Source organism: Micromonospora sp. R311 (assembly GCF_056780015.1).
In genome coordinates this window covers 206,596-222,401 of record NZ_JBSWCE010000003.1, presented here as the reverse complement: position 1 = coordinate 222,401, position 15,806 = coordinate 206,596, and the positions used below count along the sequence as shown (strand labels likewise).

The window sequence follows — 15,806 nt, the reverse complement described above, 5'->3', positions numbered from 1 at the left end:
CGAGGCGGTGGGCGGTATGACGGACGGGAGCACGGGCGTGCGGACGGACGAGGCGCGCGGCGACGCCGGACCGGACCGGCTGACGCTGGTGCTCGGCGGCGGACTGGCCTTCGTGCTGCTCGCCGCGATCGGCGCGACCGGCGGTTGGCTGCTGGCCGGGGAGGATGCCGGGCCCACGGAGCGGCCCGCCGCCTCGGCCACCACCGGCGCGCCGACCCCGAGTGCCGGCCCGACCCGCTCGACGTCCGCCCCGACCGCCCCCCGGACGACGTCGTCGACCCGGCCCACCGGCCTGACCGTGCCGCCGCTGATCGGCACCGACTTCGCCGAGGCCCGCGACGAACTACGGGAGCGGCGGCTGGGCTGGCGGCTCGTCTTCGGCACCGGCACCGGGCGCACCGTCGCCCGCACCTCGCCGGCGGTGGGCGCGCAGGTGCGGCCGGGCACGACGGTGCACCTCTACGTGACCGGTCCGGCGCCGGCCAGCACCGTGCCCGAGGTGGTCGGCGAGGAGTGCGACGACGCGGCCGACGAACTCGTCAACGAGGGGTTCTACCCGCAGTACCGCAGTGGTCGCCGGGGTGTGGTCACCCGCCAGGAGCCGGCCGGCGACAGCACCGGCAACTGGAACGACCCGGTGGCGATCTGGTGCGGTGTGGCGACCCCGAGCGCGCTCCCCTCGTCACCGACGCCGTGACGGGCGGGTCGGGACGCTGATCCCGGCCGATGGCCGCGCGGACCGCTAAGTTGACGGTCGAGGGCCATGACGCCCGCCCCGGTTCGGGAGAGGACGTGCCATGAGCGAGCGTCAGCGAGTGAATCGTCGGCGCAGGGCGGTGGTGCCTCGTGTCGGCACGCAGCGGAGCGGAGTGCCGGCATGAGCGAGCGTCAGCGAGTGAATCGTCGGCGCAGGGCGGTGGTGCCTCGTGTCGGCACGCAGCGGAGCGGAGTGCCGGCATGAGCGAGCGTCAGCGAGTGAATCGTCGGCGCAGGGCGGTGGTGCCTCGTGTCGGCACGCAGCGGAGCGGAGTGCCGGCATGAGCGACGACCGCCAGGAGCCGCCCGCCGGGGAGCACGACGATCGGACCCGACCGATGCCGTCGCCCGAGGACCGGGGGGCGGAGCCCGTCGACCGGACGCAGCGGCTGCCCCGCCCGGAGGACCGGACGGCGGCGCAGCCGGGGGTTCCCGGCGAGCCCACCGCGCCGGACCGCACCGCGCCGCTGCCGCCGGCCGGGCGACCCGGGCCGGCGGCCTGGTCCGGGCGGGCCGAGGTGCCGCCGCCACGGCCGCCCGACTACCGGGAGTCGAGCGGCGCCGAGTGGTACCCCGAGGAGGGGGGCCGGCGCTGGTGGCTGCCCATTCTCTGGGGTGTGGTCGTGCTGCTGCTGCTCGCCGTGCTGGGCGCCGGGCTGTGGCTGGCTTTCCAGGCGGCGGAGGACGGGACGGATCCCGACCCGACCCCGTCGGTCTCGCCGACCCGCGCCTCGCCGAGCACGACCGCGCCGACCACGGCCGCCCCCACCACCCGGTCGCCCTCCGCGTCGCCGACCAGTGAGCCGGTCGAGGTGCCGGTGCCGCCGCTGGTCAACCTGCCGCAGGAGGCGGCGGAGGCGGTGCTGGACCGGCTCGGGTTGGACCACCGGGTCGTGTACCGGGCGTCGGACCGGCCCGCCGGCACGGTGATCGACACCGACCCGGAGGCGGGTGAACCGGTGCCGGAGGGCGAGGAGGTCACCCTGTTCGTGTCGCGGGGCGGGCCGACGCCGACCGCGAGCCCGAGCGAGCCGACCGGCGAGCCGACCACCACCGACTGACCCGACGCGGCCCGCCGCCGTGGCGGTGGACCGGTCGCCCGGTCACCACATCCGGCGTCTCGTCCCCACCAACCCGAGGCCGGCGAGCGAGATGGCCAGGCCGAGAACCCCCGACCAGAAGAGCGAGCGGCGGACGTCCTCCGCCGTGTGCCCGCCGGCAGCCGCCGGGTCCGCGTCCGGCGGCGGCGCGCCGACCGGCACACCGGGGTCGAGCGTGGAGGGATCGGGCTCGTCGAACGCGAACGGCTCGGACCCGGCGTACGGGTCGGCCGACGGGTCCTCGCCGATCACGGTGATCTCCGGCGCCGGGACCGGGTCGTTCAGCCGGGTGGACGACAGAGCGGGGTCGCGGACCACGATCACGAGTGTGGTCGCGGCGCCGAACAGCGCCAGGAGTCCGAAGGCATAGGCGATACGGGAGCGGTGCGGCCGCCGCGCGGCGGACTGATTGACCATGACCATCCCAGGTTCAGGGTCCTGGACGCGCGGGGTGGAAACATGCCGGGGTGGGCGTACCAAGTCTATGGCGACGGCACGCCCCCCGGCGGCCGATCGCGGAGGTCAGCCCACCCGGACCGGGGTGCGCACGACCGGCCGGCGGGCCGTCCGCACGGTGTGCGGGCGGGCCTCCGGGGCGGCCCGGAGCTGGCGCAGCCCCTCCCGCTGGACGTAGATCGACCGCCGGTTGACCGCGTCCCCCGCCGGGTTCAATTCGTAGCCGTCGAGCCAGAGCCAACCGTCGTAGGTCGGCCAGTCGAGCACCCGGATCACCCGGAACATGATGGGCCTGAGGAACTGGACACTCGCCGCGCGAGTCACGTGCAGTACGTCACCGGAGCGGGGAAGCACATGGGCTCCTGGGGAGGGTCGGCCGGCGGACGAGCCGGCGGAAGCTGTCGGGGGAGTTTCGGCCCGGCTACGGGGTCGTGCCTCGTGGACCGGCGGTGCGGGTGGTGGTGGTCGGGCCGTGCCCGCTGGTGGCGTGCCGCCACCCGACCAACACCCGGTTGCTCCCGGGTACCGCTCCCACCACCGCAGCCTGCAGGCGTGCAGCGGCGGGGTCATCTCCCCGGGGCAGATCTTGTTGTCGGAGGTCGGGCACGGTCGCCGTCCGGTCACCGGGCGCTGGTGGGGTCACCGCTCCGGAAGAGCGATCTTGACGGTGAGTGACCCGTGCCATACGGACAGAGTGCATCAGAGACGTGCGACATGCAAGTTGCACGTCGACTTTTGCCGATACGCGAGCGGCTCGCGCGAAACGGCGCTTGAAGCCGTCGGCGTCCGGACGGCACACTGAGGGCCGGTTTCGCCCGTCGCGGCCGGCCGAGGACCGGCACCACCCCCAGCCGCGAACGCCTCGCCCGCCCGACGGTCGCGCCCCGGCGGGCGGCGACAGCGGCGCGTCCACGCGGAGGTGTACCGGTGAGGGCCAGCCAACGGTCCGGAGCGGCAGCCGAGGTGGTCCCGTGAGTGAGCGGCGTAGCCCGACGATCCGGCGGCGCCGGCTCGGCGCGGAGTTGCGCCGGCAGCGGGAGGCGGCCGGGATCACCATCGAGGCGGTCGCCGAGCAGTTGGAGTGCTCGGCGTCGAAGGTCTCCCGGATCGAGACCGGCCACACCACCGCCACGCCGCGCGACGTGCGGGACATGCTGCGGATCTACGGCGTGGTGGGCGCGGAGAGCGACGAGCTGGTGCAGATCGCCCGGGAGGCGCGGCAGAAGGGCTGGTGGCATCCGTACAGCACGGTGCTGGTCGGTGCGTACGTCGGGCTGGAGGCGGCGGCCAGTTCGATCCGGGCGTACGAGCAGCAGGTGGTCCCCGGCCTGTTGGAGACCGAGGAGTACGCGAGTGCCATGATCCGTGCCGCTCGGCCGGACTTCACCGCCGAACAGGTCGCACAACGTGTCCGTGTCCGGCTGGGCCGCCAGTCGTTGCTGACTCAGGATGATCCGGTCGATCTGTGGGTGGTGCTCGATGAGGCGGTGGTGAGCCGGCCGGTGGGCGGGGACGCGGTGATGCGCGGCCAGCTCAAGCGGTTGGTCGAGGTGGCCGAGTTGCCGAACGTGACGCTGCAGATCCTGCCTTTCGAGGTGGGGGCGCACGCCGGCATGGACGGCACCTTCACGATCCTCAGCTTCCCCGAGCCCGGTGATCCGGATGTCGTGTACGCGGAGAACGCCACGGGTGGGCTCTTCCTGGAGAAGAGTGACGAACTGCAGAAGTACAGCTTCATCTTCGATCACATCCGCGCGGCGGCCATTCGTCCGGAGGAGTCCATCGCACACATCGCGAAACTGGCAGAGGAGCCGTTGTGGAAATGGCGACCAAGGGGTTCCCCGTGGACCTGACGCAGGCAACGTGGTTCAAGAGCTCGAAGAGCGGGCCGAACTGTGACAACTGCGTGGAGGTGGCGTACGTGACCGGGGCGGTCGGGGTCCGGGACTCGAAGGACAAGACAGGTCCGGCCCTGGTCTTCGCCCCGGGCGACTGGCACGCCTTCGTCGCCGGCGCCAAGGGCGGCGGGTTCGGCCGGGACTGACGACCCTGTGACGTGACGCCGTGTCCCCGTCCGGTCGCCGGACGGGGACATGGCCGTGCCCGGGTCCGCCGGCGCGGCGACGACCGCCGCCCGGACGCGACCCCGTCTCCGGGAATCCCGTCGCCACATCGGTCCCGTCTCGTTGTACCCCTCGGTACGGCGCTGGTCGACAACCCGCCGCGGATCGACAACCGAGCTAGGCAGGCGAGACGGATGACGACGATCGGTTCAGAGAACCTCACCAACGGTCCGGGCAAGCCGGAACGGTTCGGCGGCAAGTACCGGGGGGCGCGCCGGGACACCGTGTTGACCGAGGTGGTGTCGACCGACACCGAGGCCGGTGGCCGGGACGCCGCCACCGCCCCGCCCGAGCAGGCCGGACCGCCGCTCTCGCTGCCGTCGCTGGACCCGAACCCGCTCACCGAGCCCTCGTTCCCGCCCGGCGGCTGGTCGATGGAGCCGACCGAGTCGCTGGTCGACCACCCGCTGCTGCGCGGCCTGCTGATGGAGCTGCCGCCGAAGGGCAGCGTGCCCCCGCCCGGTTGGCTGGACCGCTGGTTCGAGGCGACCCGGGCGATCCTCGAACTGCTATACGTGCAGGGGACTTCCCGCTCGCGGTGACGCCGGCTCGGCCGGCTCGGCGAGCGCCATCCGCTCGACCGGCACCGCCCATCCCGCCGGTGCCGTCGGTTCCGCCGGCATCGCCCGCTCGACCAGCCGGCTGTGCCGCAGCGCGTGCCGGACGCCGAGCACGGCGACGCAGAGCGCGCCCACGGTGATCGCGGGGCCGGTCACGCCCGGTTCGACGAGCAGGTCCGCACCGCCGGCCGTCAGCAGCGCCGGCACCGTGGCCAGCCCGGTGACCTGCACCGGAAACCCGATCATCGGATGCGCCGCGGCCGCCCGCAGGCGGTGTGGCGCGGGGGTGTCCGGCGCCGCGGCGAAGGCGCCCGCGCCGGCCCACAACCGGCGCAGCCGGCGTACGGCGCAGAGCGCGACCACGGCCGCGGGCCCGGCGGCGAGGGCGAGATCGCCCGCGGCCCGGTCCGCCACCGTGGCCCCGCCGCTGGACAGCCCGACGGCCAGCACCGCCGCGGTCAGGCCCAGTCCGGTGAGGGTGAGGACGAGCGACCAGCCGGCGCGCCGGCGCAGGGCGTGGGCCCGGTCGAGCCGGGGCAGCCCGTCCGCGACGTACCCGGCGGCCAGCCAGATGGCGGCGAGCGGCAGCAGCACGGCGAGATGGCTATCCATGTCTGACAGCCTTGCCCGTTTCCGGTCGGGGCGAATCCGGGCCCGCCCCCCGCTCGGCCCGTAGTCGCCTCCCGTAGGGGCCATCCCTCCGGTGTTATTGACGATTCGACATGTTTATCTGCCTCTCCGGGCCCATCTACCCTCAGATCGATTGGCATCCATCGATCGACTCGCCACGAGCGGGTGGACGGTCGGTGCCGGTCGGAGGAGGGAGGTAGGAAGATGGCTCTTCCACACAGGTCCGTACTCGTCGGGGTGGCCGCGCTGGCGATGGTGGCAGCCGCCACGCCCGCGATGGCCGCCGAACCGGTCGGGGTGATCCGCAGCGCCGGCGGGGACACCGCCGTCGCCGACAGCTACATCGTCGTGTTCAAGGACAGCGCCGTCGGTCGGAGCGCGGTGGGCGACAACGCCCAGCGGCTCGTCGGCCGGCACGGCGGCACCGTCGCGCGCACCTACGGCGCGGCGCTGCGCGGCTTCGAGGTCCGGGTCGGGGCGAAGGCCGCCGCGCGGATCGCGGCCGACCCCGCCGTGGCGTACGTCGAGCAGAACCACACCGTGACGATCTCCGGCACCCAGACCAACCCCCCGTCCTGGGGTCTGGACCGGATCGACCAGCGCAACCTGCCGCTGAACAACTCGTACACCTACCCGAACACGGCGTCCAACGTGCGCGCCTACGTCATCGACACCGGCGTGCTGTACGGGCACAACGACTTCGGCGGCCGGGCGGTCTCCGGCTTCGACGCGGTGGACGGCGGCTCCGCCGACGACTGCAACGGCCACGGCACGCACGTCGCGGGCACCGTCGGCGGCTCGTCGTACGGGGTGGCCAAGGGCGTCCAGATCGTCGGCGTCCGGGTGCTGAACTGCCAGGGCTCCGGCACCAACGCCCAGGTCGTGGCCGGCATCGACTGGGTCACCGCGAACGCGGTCAAGCCGGCCGTGGCGAACATGAGCCTCGGCGGCGGCGCCAACAGCTCGATCGACACGGCGGTGACCAACTCCATCAACTCCGGCATCACGTACGCCGTCGCCGCCGGCAACGGCGACATCTTCGGCAACCGGCAGAACGCCTGCAACTACTCCCCGGCCCGGGTCGCCTCGGCGATCACCGTCGGCGCCACCCAGAACAACGACGCGGCGGCGAGTTTCTCCAACTTCGGCACCTGCGTCGACATCCTTGCGCCGGGCGTCAACATCACGTCGGCCTGGCACACCGGCAACAGCGCGACGAACACGATCAGCGGCACCTCGATGGCGTCGCCGCACGTGGCCGGCGCCGCGGCGCTGGTGCTCTCGGCGAACCCGGCGTGGAGCCCGCAGCAGGTGCGCGACAGCCTGGTCAACAACGCCACCCCGAACGTGGTGACCAACCCGGGCACCGGCACCCCGAACCGGCTGCTCTACGTGGTCAACGAGGGCACCCCGCCGACCAACGACTTCTCCGTGTCGGTCTCGCCGACCTCCGGGTCGACCGCGCCCGGCGGCTCGGTGACCACCACGGTCAACACCGCCACCACCAACGGTTCGGCCCAGTCGGTCAGCCTCTCCGCCAGCGGCCTGCCCGCCGGCGCGACCGCTTCGTTCAGCCCGGCCACGGTGACCTCCGGCGGCTCGTCGACGCTGACCATCAGCACCTCGGCGAGCACCCCGCCCGGCACCTACCCGGTGACCGTCACCGGCAGCGCCGCCTCGGGTACCCGGACCGCGACGTACACGCTGACGGTGACCGGCTCCGGTGGCGGCGGCTGCTCCGGCAGCAACGGCACCGACGTGGCGATCCCGGACACCGGCGCCACCGTGTCCAGCTCGATCACCATCTCCGGCTGCGCCCGCAACGCCTCGGCGAGCTCGACGGTGGCGGTGAACATCGTGCACACCTACCGCGGCGACCTGGTGGTCGACCTGGTCGCCCCGGACGGCTCGGCCTACCGGCTGAAGAACAGCAGCTTCTGGGATGGCGCGGACAACATCAACACCACCTACACCGTGAACCTGTCGAGCGAGGCGGCGAACGGCACCTGGCGGTTGCAGGTGCGGGACGTCTACTCGGGCGACACCGGCTACATCAACACCTGGACGCTGACCCTCTGATCAGCGGCTGTGCGGGGCCCCTCCCAGCCCGGGAGGGGCCCTCGCGCGTACGTCGGGGGATCAGACCGCGAAGCCGGCCGGGCGCTCGGTGGCCGGCGGCGGGGGGGCCGCCTTCCACAGGCCGGTCTTCTGGCCGACCAGCCGGGTCACGTAGGCCGGGTTGAGCACCAGGTAGCGGTGCCAGAGCCGCTTCGGCTCCAGGCCGAGCCGCCAGAGCCACTCCAGGCCGGCCCGCTGCATCCACGGCGGCGGCTTGTGCAGCAGCCCGGCGTGGTAGTCGAAGGCCGCCCCGACCGCCATCAGCGGCATGTCCAGCAGCGGCCGCATGGCGTACGCGAAGACCTCCTGGCGCGGGCAGCCCAGCCCGACCAGGACGAGCCGGGCCCCGCTGGCCTTGATCCGGTCGGCGATCTCGACGTCCTCGCCCGGTTGCACGGCGCGGAACTTGGACGGCTCCACCCCGGCGATCTTGAGAGCCGGGAACATCCGCTCCAGCGCCGGGATCAACCGCGCGAGGGTCTCCTCGGTGGATCCGTAGAGGTAGACCGGCAACCCCTCGTCGGCGAACCGGGCCAGCACGTGCAGGGTCAGCGTCGGGCCGTACACCCGGTCGGTGAGGCCGGCGCCGTGCAGCAGGTTGAGCGCCCACCGCACCGGCTGCCCGTCCGGGGTGACCACGTCGAAGGAGTTCAGCCGGGCGTTGTGCGCCCGGTCGAGCACCCCGGTCATCACGCCGTGCACGGCGAGCGCGGTCAGCGCCAGCGGCCGGCGCTCCTGCGCGGCGGCCACCACCTGCTCGGTGGCGGCGGCGTAGTCGGTGGCGTCCACCAGGACGCCGAGCACGTTCCGCTTCCGGGTCGTCATGCTCCCGGCACCCACTTGTCCACGTTGGCCTCGTAGATCTCCCGCATGATCATGGGTACGTCGTAGACCTGCTTCCACTCCGGGTAGTCGGCCTGGAACGCCTCGTTGGAGCCGATCCACCACTTGTGGTCGCCGATCCGGTTCGCCTCGACGTACTCGGAGATCATCTCGTGGCCGGTGATCTCCTCGGCCAGCCGGAACGCCTCCCGCATCGAGGTGTTGGAGTGCCGGCCGCCGCCGAGGTTGTAGACCGCCGCCGAGCGCGGGTTGCGGAAGAACGCCTCGAACGCGGAGACCACGTCCGAGCTGTGGATCGCGTCGCGCACCTGTTTGCCCTGGTATCCGAAGATCTTGTAATTCCGGCGCTCCATGTTGGCGCGCATCACGTAGCCGAGGAAGCCGTGCAGCTCGGTGGCGGAGTGCGCCGGACCGGTCAGCGTGCCGCCCCGGAAGCAGGCGGTCCGCATGCCGAAGTAGCGGCCGTACTCCTGCACCATCACGTCGGCGGCCACCTTGGAGGCGCCGAAGACCGAGTGCAGGCAGGCGTCGATCGACATGTCCTCGCGGATGCCCTGCTCGTACGGATGCCCCGGCTCGATCTCCCAGCGGGTCTCCAGCTCCACCAGCGGGAGGAAGTTCGGCCGGTCGCCGTAGACCTTGTTGGTGGAGCAGTGGATGACCGGCGCCTCGATGCAGTGCTCGCGCACGTTCTGCAGCACGTTGAGCGTGCCGCCGGCGTTCACGTCGAAGTCGGTGAACGGGTCGCGCACCGCCCAGTCGTGCGAGGGCTGCGCGGCGGTGTGCACCACCACGGCGACGTCGGTGCCGTACCGGCGGAAGAGCTTCGCCAGCGCGTCCCGGTCGCGGATGTCGATGCTGTGGTGCGAGTACGCGTTCCCCAGCTCGTCGGTCAGCCGCCGGACGTTCCAGGCGGTGGACGCCTCCTCACCGAAGAACTCCTGCCGCATGTCGTTGTCGATGCCGACGACATCGAGACCGAGGCCGGCGAAGTGCCGGACCGCCTCGGAGCCGATCAGCCCGCCCGATCCGGTCACGAACGCGACACTCACACGCCACTCCTGGTCCATCGGAGGCAGAAACCATCGGAGCATAGCGTGACGTACGGCACGCCCCGATACGGCGCGAGGGCCCCGCATCGCTGCGGAGCCCTCGTCGTCATCTGGTGGGGAAGGGGGGAGTTGAACCCCCACGCCCTTTCGGGCACACGGACCTGAACCGTGCGCGTCTGCCATTCCGCCACTTCCCCGTGGCTCGACCTCGAACACTGTAGTCTGTGCCGGTCCTGCTGTCTCCAGCGGGGCTCGGCCAGGTTACCCGGCTCCGGTCGTCGGCCGCGACCGGTTACCGTTCGTAGAGGCGGTTACCGTTCGTGGCGGACGAAAGAGTAGCACGACAACATCGGCCCGTCCGAACGGGCGGGCGCCAGCCGGCCGAGCGGCGTGTGAGCTGCGCGCGCCCCGGCCGGATACCATCATGTCCTCGGGACCCGAGGAGGAGCCGGTGAGCGTGCTGCAACGCTTCGAGAAGCGTCTGGAAGGCCTGGTCGAAGGGGCCTTTGCCAAGGTCTTCAAAGGGGTGGTCCACCCCGTGGAGATCCTCAACGCCATGCAGCGGGAGGCCGAGGCGCACAAGGCGATCCTGGCCGGTGGGCGCACGTTGGTGCCCAACCGCTACGTGATCGATCTCTCGCCCTACGACCACAGTCGGCTGGCGCCGTACGCTGCCGCGCTGGCCCAGGAGCTGGCCCAGTCGCAGGCGGAGTTCATCGGCGAGCAGGCCTGGACGGTCTACGGCGACGTGATCGTCGAGATCGAGCGCGGCGAGGGGCTGGACACCGGCATGTTCCGGGTCACCGCCGAGGTCTACACCGGCGGCGAGGTCGCCCCGGTCTCGGCGCCCGGCTACGACGCCGGCCCGCCCGCCTACCCCGCCTACGACCAGGGCGGCGGCTACGGCCCCCCGCCGGGACACGGCGGCGGCACCCGCAACGTCCGGCTGGTCTCCGGCGACGGGCGCACCTACCCGCTGCAGATGGGCTCGACCGTGATCGGCCGCGGCGACCAGGCCAACCTGCGCCTGCCCGACGTCGGCATCTCGCGGCGACACGCCCGGCTGGACTTCGACGGCGGCCAGGTCGTGCTGACCGACCTCGGGTCGACCAACGGCACGATGGTCAACGGCCAGCGGGTCTCCGCCGTCGCGCTCAACCCCGGGGACATGATCCAGCTGGGCACGACGACGCTGACCTTCCGCGTGGACGGCTGACCCGCCTTGCCGGAACTCGTCATCACCGTTGCCCGGTTCGGGTTCCTCATCCTGCTGTGGATCTTCGTGTTCACGGTGGTCGGCGTCATCCGCCGGGACCTCTTCGCGGGCGCCCGGTCGGGCCGGCTGGTGGCCGCGCCCCGGAACATCGGCGCCTCGACGGGGCAGCCGGCGAAGCCGGCGAAGGTGAAGCGGGGTCGGGCGGCGCACCAGCTGGTGGTCACCGCCGGCCAACTGGCCGGCACCAGGATCACCCTCGGTGAAGCGCAGATCACCATCGGTCGGGCCGAGGACTCCACCCTCGTCATCACCGACGACTACGCCTCCGCGCGGCACGCCCGGCTGGTGCCGCGCGACGGGCAGTGGTTCGTCGAGGATCTCGGCTCGACTAACGGCACGTACCTGGATCGCGCTAAGGTCACCGGACCAACCCCCGTCCCCCTCGGCGTGCCGATCCGAATCGGCCGCACTTCCCTCGAATTACGGCCATGACTCTGACCCTGCGCTATGCGGCCCACAGCGACCGCGGTCTGATCCGAGACGGTAACCAGGATTCCGTCTACGCCGGGCCGCGGCTACTCGCCGTCGCCGACGGCATGGGCGGCATGGCCGCCGGTGACGTCGCCAGCAACATCGTCATCGGCGCCATGGCGCCACTCGACGAGGACGTCCCGGGGGACGCCCTCGTGGACGCGCTGCGGTCGGCGGTGGGTACCGCCAACCAGCAGCTCCGCGACACCGTGGACGCCAACCCACAGCTGGAGGGGATGGGCACCACGCTCACCGCGACCCTCTTCTCTGGCAGCAAGCTGGGCATGGTCCACATCGGTGACTCGCGGGCCTATCTCCTGCGCAACGGCGAGTTCGCGCAGATCACCAAGGACGACACGTACGTCCAGATGCTGGTCGACGAGGGCCGGATCAGCGCCGAGGAGGCGAGCAGCCACCCCCAGCGCTCGCTGCTGACCCGGGCGCTCGACGGCCGCGACATCGACCCGGAATACTCCGTCCGCCAGGTGCTGCCCGGCGACCGCTACCTGATCTGCAGCGACGGGCTCTCCGGCGTGGTCAGCGCGGACACCATCGCGGACACCATGCGCGAGTACGCCGACCCGCAGCAGTGCGTCGAGCGGCTGGTGCAGCTCGCCCTGCGCGGCGGCGGCCCGGACAACATCACGGTGATCATCGCCGACGCCACCGACCAGGACATCGTCGAGGCCACCCCGATCGTCGGCGGCGCCGCCGCCCGCGACCGCGGCATGGCCACCTCGGCCGACGTCTCCACCCCGGCGGCCCGCGCCTCGGCCCTCTCCGCGCCCCGCCCCGCCGCTCCGGAGGAGCCGGCGGCCGCCGCCGACGAGGAGCCGGAGCGCCGCCGGCGCCGGCCGGTACGCGCCGCCGCGATGACGCTGGCGCTGCTGGTGATCCTCGGTGGCGGCCTGTTCGGCGGGTGGAGCTACACCCAGCGGCAGTACTACGTCGGGGCGACCGAGGACGGCCAGGTGGCGGTGTTCCGGGGCATCCAGGGCCAGATCGCCGGGATGGACCTCTCCACCGTGCACTCCACCAGCCCGGCCGAGCTGGACGATCTCACCCTGGCCGCGCAGGAGCAGGTGAAGCAGGGCATCCCGGCCAAGAGCGAGCCGGACGCCGAGCGCCGCCTCGCCGAGCTGACCAGCGACAACCCGACGAACCCGAACCTGAAGCCGATCTGCCCGCCGAGCCCCACCCTGACAGCCGCCAGCGCCACCGCGACGCCGACGCCCTCCGCGCCGTCGCCGAGCGCGACCGGCGTCTCGGCCAGCGGCAGCCCGACGGCCAGCGGCGGGCCGAGCGGCAGCCCCGCGCCGGCCAGCACGCCCGACGCCCCGCCCTCCGACACCATCGCGCCGGCGCTGGACCCGGCCGCCTGCCGGTCGCCCGAGTAGGCGTCGGCTCGAACCTGAGGACCCATCGTTGACCGCACAGGCCACCCCGGCACCCTCGCCCGCCACCACGGGCGAGCAGCCCGGCGTACGCCTGGCCCGGTCCCGGCGCAACGCCGAGCTGTCGCTGCTGCTGCTGGCGATGGGGCTGGTGGCCGCGTACGGGGCGATGGTCGAGGCGAAGGTGCTCGACACGGTCACCCCCGACTTCTGGCTGCCGGCCGCCGCGCTCACCGCCGTCTTCCTCGGCCTGCACCTGGTGATCCGGTTCCTGGCGCCGTTCGCCGACCCGGCCCTGCTGCCGGCGGTCGCGCTGCTCAACGGGATCGGGGTGGGCTTCCTGCGCCGGCTCGACCTGGGCGACGCCACGCCGGCCGAGCGGGAGAACCTGGCCATCTTCGCCGGCCAGGGCGGCCGCCAGCTCGCCTGGACGCTGGTGTCGGTGATCCTCGCCGCCGGGCTGCTCGCCCTGATGCGGGACCACCGGTCGATCTCCCGGTACGCGTACACCCTGGGGCTCGCCGGCATCGTGCTGGTGATGATCCCGGCGGTGCTGCCCAGCCGGTTCTCCGAGATCAACGGCGCCAAGCTGTGGATCAAGTTCGGCGACAGTTTCTCGATCCAACCCGGTGAGTTCGCCAAGCTGGCCCTGCTGGTCTTCTTCGCCTACTACCTGGTGCGCAAGCGCGAGGTGCTGTCGCTGGCCAGCCGCCGCTTCCTCGGCATCGACTTCCCGCGGGGGCGCGACCTCGGCCCGGTCGTTGTGGTCTGGCTGATCAGCCTCCTGGTCCTCGTCTTCGAGAAGGACCTCGGCACCTCGCTGCTCTACTTCGGCATGTTCGTGGTGACGCTCTACATCGCCACCGAACGGGTCAGTTGGCTGCTCATCGGTCTGGTGCTCTTCTTCGGCGGCGCCTACCTGGCGTACGTCCTCGGCGACGTCGTCGGCGGCCCGTTCGCCAACTTCTACCTCCGGGCGCAGATCTGGCTGGACCCGTTCGCCGACCCGCACGACGACGGCTACCAGTTGGTCCAGGGGCTGCTCGCGCTCGGCACCGGCGGCCTGTTCGGCGCCGGGCCCGGCGGCGGCCAGCCGGGCCTGCTGCCCGAGGTGCAGAACGACTTCATCTTCGCCGGCATCGGCGAGGAGATCGGCCTGTTCGGGCTCTCCGCGCTGCTCGTGGTCTACCTGCTGATCGTGGAGCGGGGGCTGCGCGCCGCGCTGGCCGTGCGGGACTCGTTCGGCAAGCTGCTCGCCGGCGGCCTGGCGTTCACCCTCGGCCTGCAGGTCTTCGTGATCGTCGGCGGGATCAGCAAGCTCATCCCGCTCACCGGCCAGACCACCCCGTTCCTCTCCGCCGGTGGCTCGTCGCTGATGGCGAACTGGCTGCTCGTCGCGGTGCTGCTCCGGGTCTCGGACGCGGCCCGGCGGCCGGTCACCGGTGGCGGCGGCCGGGCGGTCCGACCCTCCGGCGGCCCGCCGGAGCAGTTGCACGGTGCTCCCACGGAGGTGATCAGGCCGTGAACGCACCCCTGCGCCGGGTCGGTGTCGTCGTGATGATCCTCTTCGGTCTGCTCTTCGCGAACCTGAACTGGATCCAGGCCTACAAGGCCGACGAATACCGCACCAGCGACTACAACGGTCGGGTCCAGGTCGCCGAGTACGAGCGCAAGCGCGGCAACATCGAGGCCGGCGGCACCGCCTTCGCGGTCAGCAAGGAGACCGACGGCGAGCTGAAGTACCAGCGCACCTACCCGGGTGGCGCCAAGTACGCGCACGTGCTCGGCTACAAGCCGGTCAACCTCGCCGACACCGGCATCGAGCGGAGCGAGAACGACTTCCTCGCCGGCACCAGCGACCAGCTCTTCGTGGACCGGTTCAAGGACATGTTCACCGGTGACCAGACCGGTGGCGGCAACGTGCTGCTGACCATCTCCAAGCGGGCCCAGGACGTCGCGTACGACCAGCTGCGGAACAACGAGAGGGGGGTCACGAGGGGGGCGGCGATCGCCATCGACCCGCGGACCGGGGCGGTGCAGGCGCTCGTCTCCATGCCCAGCTTCGACCCGAACCCGTTGGCCAGCCATGACACCCGCGCGGCCACCGCGGCGTACAACCGGCTCGAGCAGGACCGGGACCGCCCGCTGCGTAACCGGGCGCTCGGCGAGGTGCTGCCCCCGGGCTCCACCTTCAAGATCGTGGTGGCGGCCGCGGCGCTGGAGAACGGGGTCGGCAAGAACACCCGGATCCCGGCCGGCGCCAGCTTCACCCCGCCGACCTCCGGCAGCCCGATCAGGAACGCCGCGGCGTCCATCTGCCCGGAGTCGCAGGTCACCCTCATCGAAGCGGTCACCGAGTCGTGCAACACCGGGTTCGCCCAGCTCGGCATCCGGCTGGGCGCCGACACCATCAAGGAGAAGGCCCGCCAGTTCGGCTTCGAGCAGGACGACCTGACCGTCGGCCAGCTCGGCGAGGGCGGGCACCAGGTGGCGGCCAGCCGCACCGGCAGCATCCAGAACGCCGACGGCGGGGACGACCCGGCGGCGCTCGCCCAGTCCTCGATCGGCCAGCGGGACGTCCGGATGACGCCGCTGCAGGGCGCGCTGATCGCCGCGTCGGTCGCCAACGGCGGCAGCCAGATGCGCCCCTACCTGGTCCGCCAGCTGCTCGGGCCGGACCGCACCACCAGCTACTACACCGCCAAGCCGCGGGAGCTGCGCCAGCCGGTCAGCGGCCAGGTCGCCGCCGACCTGCGGGACATGATGGTCAGCGTGGTCGAGAACGGCACCGGCCGGAGCGCGCGGATCAACGGCTACACGGTCGGCGGCAAGACCGGCACGGCCGACGTCGGCCCCGGCATCCCTCCCCACTCGTGGTTCATCGGCTTCGCCCTGGACAAGAACGGCAACCCGGTCTCCGCGGTCTGCGTCCTGCTGGAGAACGGCGGCGACGGCGGCAGCGGTGAGGCCGCCCGGATCGGTGGCCAGATCATGCGGGCGGCGATCGCCGACCCGGGGGGCCGCTGA

Annotated in this window: 16 protein-coding genes and 1 tRNA gene; 11 read left to right on the top strand and 6 right to left on the bottom strand. The window is 72.4% G+C overall.

What is annotated here, in order from left to right:
- Nucleotides 1–37 precede the first annotated feature (37 nt).
- Together AC1WTP_RS03880 and AC1WTP_RS03875 are read left to right on the top strand one after the other, a co-directional pair.
- The gene (locus AC1WTP_RS03880) at nucleotides 38–697 is read left to right on the top strand and encodes a PASTA domain-containing protein (RefSeq protein WP_481647845.1); all 660 of its coding nucleotides are present in this window, start codon (nucleotides 38–40) and stop codon (nucleotides 695–697) included.
- A 340-nt stretch (nucleotides 698–1,037) separates the two neighbouring features.
- Nucleotides 1,038–1,817, top strand: a complete 780-nt coding sequence (locus AC1WTP_RS03875; protein WP_481647844.1) for a PASTA domain-containing protein — start codon at nucleotides 1,038–1,040, stop codon at nucleotides 1,815–1,817.
- Nucleotides 1,818–1,859: 42 nt separating this feature from the next.
- On the opposite strand, the gene AC1WTP_RS03870 is transcribed toward AC1WTP_RS03875, so the two are convergent.
- A complete protein-coding gene (locus AC1WTP_RS03870; protein WP_481647843.1) occupies nucleotides 1,860–2,279 on the bottom strand; it encodes a hypothetical protein in 420 nt (139 codons plus the stop codon).
- Nucleotides 2,280–2,378: 99 nt separating this feature from the next.
- Nucleotides 2,379–2,666, bottom strand: coding sequence for a hypothetical protein (locus AC1WTP_RS03865; protein ID WP_481647842.1), 288 nt, complete (start codon nucleotides 2,664–2,666; stop codon nucleotides 2,379–2,381).
- 617 nt (nucleotides 2,667–3,283) lie between these two features.
- On the opposite strand from AC1WTP_RS03865, the gene AC1WTP_RS03860 reads away from it, so the two are divergent.
- From AC1WTP_RS03860 to AC1WTP_RS03850, 3 genes are all read left to right on the top strand, one after another.
- Nucleotides 3,284–4,165 (top strand): helix-turn-helix domain-containing protein, encoded by an 882-nt coding sequence (locus AC1WTP_RS03860; RefSeq protein ID WP_447135022.1) that lies wholly within the window; start codon nucleotides 3,284–3,286, stop codon nucleotides 4,163–4,165.
- Entirely contained in the window at nucleotides 4,135–4,356 is a 222-nt protein-coding gene (locus AC1WTP_RS03855; RefSeq protein WP_481647841.1) for a DUF397 domain-containing protein, read from the top strand. The genes AC1WTP_RS03860 and AC1WTP_RS03855 overlap by 31 nt, the downstream gene beginning before the upstream one ends.
- 213 nt (nucleotides 4,357–4,569) lie before the next feature.
- A complete protein-coding gene (locus AC1WTP_RS03850; protein WP_481647840.1) occupies nucleotides 4,570–4,977 on the top strand; it encodes a hypothetical protein in 408 nt (135 codons plus the stop codon).
- On the opposite strand, the gene AC1WTP_RS03845 is transcribed toward AC1WTP_RS03850, so the two are convergent.
- Nucleotides 4,945–5,607 (bottom strand): hypothetical protein, encoded by a 663-nt coding sequence (locus AC1WTP_RS03845; protein ID WP_481647839.1) that lies wholly within the window; start codon nucleotides 5,605–5,607, stop codon nucleotides 4,945–4,947. The two genes, AC1WTP_RS03850 and AC1WTP_RS03845, sit on opposite strands and share 33 nt — an antisense overlap.
- Nucleotides 5,608–5,829: 222 nt before the next feature.
- On the opposite strand from AC1WTP_RS03845, the gene AC1WTP_RS03840 reads away from it, so the two are divergent.
- Nucleotides 5,830–7,704, top strand: coding sequence for a S8 family peptidase (locus AC1WTP_RS03840; RefSeq protein WP_481647838.1), 1,875 nt, complete (start codon nucleotides 5,830–5,832; stop codon nucleotides 7,702–7,704).
- Nucleotides 7,705–7,764: 60 nt separating this feature from the next.
- On the opposite strand, the gene AC1WTP_RS03835 is transcribed toward AC1WTP_RS03840, so the two are convergent.
- From AC1WTP_RS03835 to AC1WTP_RS03825, 3 genes are all read right to left on the bottom strand, one after another.
- The gene (locus AC1WTP_RS03835; protein WP_481647837.1) at nucleotides 7,765–8,568 is read right to left on the bottom strand and encodes a WecB/TagA/CpsF family glycosyltransferase; all 804 of its coding nucleotides are present in this window, start codon (nucleotides 8,566–8,568) and stop codon (nucleotides 7,765–7,767) included.
- Entirely contained in the window at nucleotides 8,565–9,680 is a 1,116-nt protein-coding gene (locus AC1WTP_RS03830; RefSeq protein ID WP_481647836.1) for an NAD-dependent epimerase/dehydratase family protein, read from the bottom strand. The genes AC1WTP_RS03835 and AC1WTP_RS03830 overlap by 4 nt, the downstream gene beginning before the upstream one ends.
- Before the next feature lie 69 nt (nucleotides 9,681–9,749).
- Nucleotides 9,750–9,835, bottom strand: a tRNA-Leu gene (locus AC1WTP_RS03825).
- 227 nt (nucleotides 9,836–10,062) lie between these two features.
- Between AC1WTP_RS03825 and AC1WTP_RS03820 the strand changes: the two genes are divergently transcribed.
- The 5 genes from AC1WTP_RS03820 to AC1WTP_RS03800 are packed head-to-tail and all read left to right on the top strand — an operon-like array spanning nucleotide 10,063 to nucleotide 15,806.
- Nucleotides 10,063–10,854: an FhaA domain-containing protein gene (locus AC1WTP_RS03820; protein ID WP_447135015.1), complete on the top strand. Its 792-nt coding sequence runs from the start codon at nucleotides 10,063–10,065 to the stop codon at nucleotides 10,852–10,854.
- A 6-nt stretch (nucleotides 10,855–10,860) separates the two neighbouring features.
- Nucleotides 10,861–11,346 carry an FHA domain-containing protein FhaB/FipA gene (locus AC1WTP_RS03815; RefSeq protein ID WP_481647835.1) on the top strand — a complete coding sequence of 162 codons (486 nt, stop codon included), beginning with the start codon at nucleotides 10,861–10,863 and terminating at the stop codon, nucleotides 11,344–11,346.
- On the top strand, nucleotides 11,343–12,782 hold the full coding sequence (locus tag AC1WTP_RS03810; protein ID WP_481647834.1) for a PP2C family protein-serine/threonine phosphatase: 1,440 nt from the start codon (nucleotides 11,343–11,345) through the stop codon (nucleotides 12,780–12,782). The genes AC1WTP_RS03815 and AC1WTP_RS03810 overlap by 4 nt, the downstream gene beginning before the upstream one ends.
- A gap of 28 nt (nucleotides 12,783–12,810) precedes the next feature.
- Nucleotides 12,811–14,304: an FtsW/RodA/SpoVE family cell cycle protein gene (locus tag AC1WTP_RS03805; RefSeq protein WP_481647833.1), complete on the top strand. Its 1,494-nt coding sequence runs from the start codon at nucleotides 12,811–12,813 to the stop codon at nucleotides 14,302–14,304.
- Nucleotides 14,301–15,806, top strand: a complete 1,506-nt coding sequence (locus AC1WTP_RS03800; protein ID WP_481647832.1) for a peptidoglycan D,D-transpeptidase FtsI family protein — start codon at nucleotides 14,301–14,303, stop codon at nucleotides 15,804–15,806. The genes AC1WTP_RS03805 and AC1WTP_RS03800 overlap by 4 nt, the downstream gene beginning before the upstream one ends.